Origin of the sequence: Streptosporangium sp. NPDC005286, from assembly GCF_040607515.1 — a bacterium.
Lineage (GTDB): Bacteria > Actinomycetota > Actinomycetes > Streptosporangiales > Streptosporangiaceae > Streptosporangium.
In genome coordinates this window covers 1-1,744 of record NZ_JBEXGU010000389.1, presented here as the reverse complement: position 1 = coordinate 1,744, position 1,744 = coordinate 1, and the positions used below count along the sequence as shown (strand labels likewise).

The following is a 1,744-nucleotide window of genomic DNA, read 5'->3' as shown; positions in this document are numbered from 1 at the left end:
GTACCTTTGGGGGGGCCGTTTCGGGTCGCCGTCCTACCTCGCCGCCTCCTGGGGCGGCGCACCCTTGAGCGTCATCAAGGAGTACATCGAAAACCAGAAACGCCCGGACTGAGCCGCTCGACGACCTACCGGTCACCGCACCGCCCGGGGCCTTGGCGACCCTCCCGCGCTGCCGCTTCACCCCGCCCGCACGCGGGTTCCGGAGTCGGTGACGGATCGCTGCCCCCTCGTGCCGAGCATGCCGTTGGGGTCGAGCACGAACTTGGACGCGGCGCCCTGGTCGAAGTCCTGATACCCCTGGAGTGCCCGCTCCAGCGGGATCGGCACCGCGTTGACCGCCTTCGCGATCTGCACCCTGTCGTGCAGGATCGCCTGCATCAGGTAGTAGTTGTAGCGCATGACGGGGCACTGGCCCGTGGTGAAGGAGAGTGACCTGGCCCAGCCGAGGCCGAGCCGGAGGGAGAGCGAGCCCTGCTTCGCCGCCTCGTCGTGGGCACCCGGGTCACCGGTCACGTACAGGCCGGGGATGCCGAGCGCGCCACCCGCTCGGGTGATCTCCATGAGCGAGTTGAGCACGGTGGCCGGGCGTTCCTGTCCGGCATCGGCGCCGTGGCCGCGCGCCTCGAAGCCGACGGCGTCGACACCGCAGTCGACCTCCGGCACGCCGAGGATCTGTTCGATCTGGTCCCTGGGCTCGCCCCGTGACACGTCGACGGTCTCGCAGCCGAAGCTGCGGGCCTGCGCCAGACGGTCCTTGTTCAGGTCACCGACGATGACCGCGGCGGCCCCGAGGAGGAACGCCGAGACCGCCGCGGCGAGCCCGACCGGGCCCGCGCCCGCGATGTAGACAGTCGATCCCGGCTTCACCCCGGCGGTGACACAGCCGTGGAAGCCGGTCGGGAAGATGTCGGTGAGCATGGCCAGGTCGAGGATCTTCTCCATCGCCTGGTCCCTGTCCGGGAACTTGAGCAGGTTCCAGTCGGCATAGGGCACCAGGACGTACTGGGCCTGCCCGCCGACCCAGCCGCCCATGTCGACGTAGCCGTACGCCGAGCCCGGCCGGTCGGGGTTGACGTTCTCACAGATCCCGGTCTTGCCCTCCTTTCAGTTGCGGCAGCGGCCGCAGGAGATGTTGAAGGGCACCGAGACGAGGTCGCCCACCTTCGTGAACTCCGCGTCCGGGCCGACCTCGACGACCTCTCCGGTGATCTCGTGGCCGAGCACGAGGCCGACGGGCGCGGTGGTGCGGCCGCGGACCATGTGCTGGTCGCTGCCGCAGATGTTCGTCGCGACGGTCTTGACGATCGCCCCGTGCGGCACCTTGCGGCCCACGTTGGCGGGGTTGACCCCCGGGCCGTCCTTGAGCTCGAACTCGGGGTAGTCGATGTCCTGGACTTCCACCTTGCCCGGCCCCCGGTAGGAGACGGCTCTGTTGCTCGGCATGACGTCCTCCGTGTTCCCTCGTGGCGCCCTTCCGCGTGATGCCCGGTGGAGCAGCCGGTCGTCGCCCGCGAGGGGGGCTACGAGGGGGCTGTGACGGCCGAGTCCGGACCGGAGACAATGGCTCACTGTCCGTTTTCCACCATATACCCGCTGTTTTCAGCGCCACCTCGGGGAACATCACAACTCCACCAGTGCCACCCCGGCCTCCCCCGAAGCGCAGACAACGCCACGAGCAGGCACAGAAGACGATCAAGGTGTCAAGCATCAAGCGAGGCCAGAGTGTCAACCATCAAGCGAGACA

1 protein-coding gene and 1 pseudogene are annotated in these 1,744 nt (G+C 68.6%); one reads left to right on the top strand and one right to left on the bottom strand.

Going from position 1 to position 1,744, the window contains the following annotated elements:
- On the top strand, nucleotides 1-112 hold a 112-nt coding region (locus ABZU75_RS46310), incomplete at its 5' end, for a transposase (protein WP_355569940.1).
- A gap of 65 nt (nucleotides 113-177) precedes the next feature.
- On the opposite strand, the pseudogene fdhA reads toward ABZU75_RS46310, so the two are convergent.
- A pseudogene (fdhA, locus tag ABZU75_RS46305) lies at nucleotides 178-1,443 on the bottom strand (formaldehyde dehydrogenase, glutathione-independent).
- Nucleotides 1,444-1,744 lie beyond the last annotated feature (301 nt).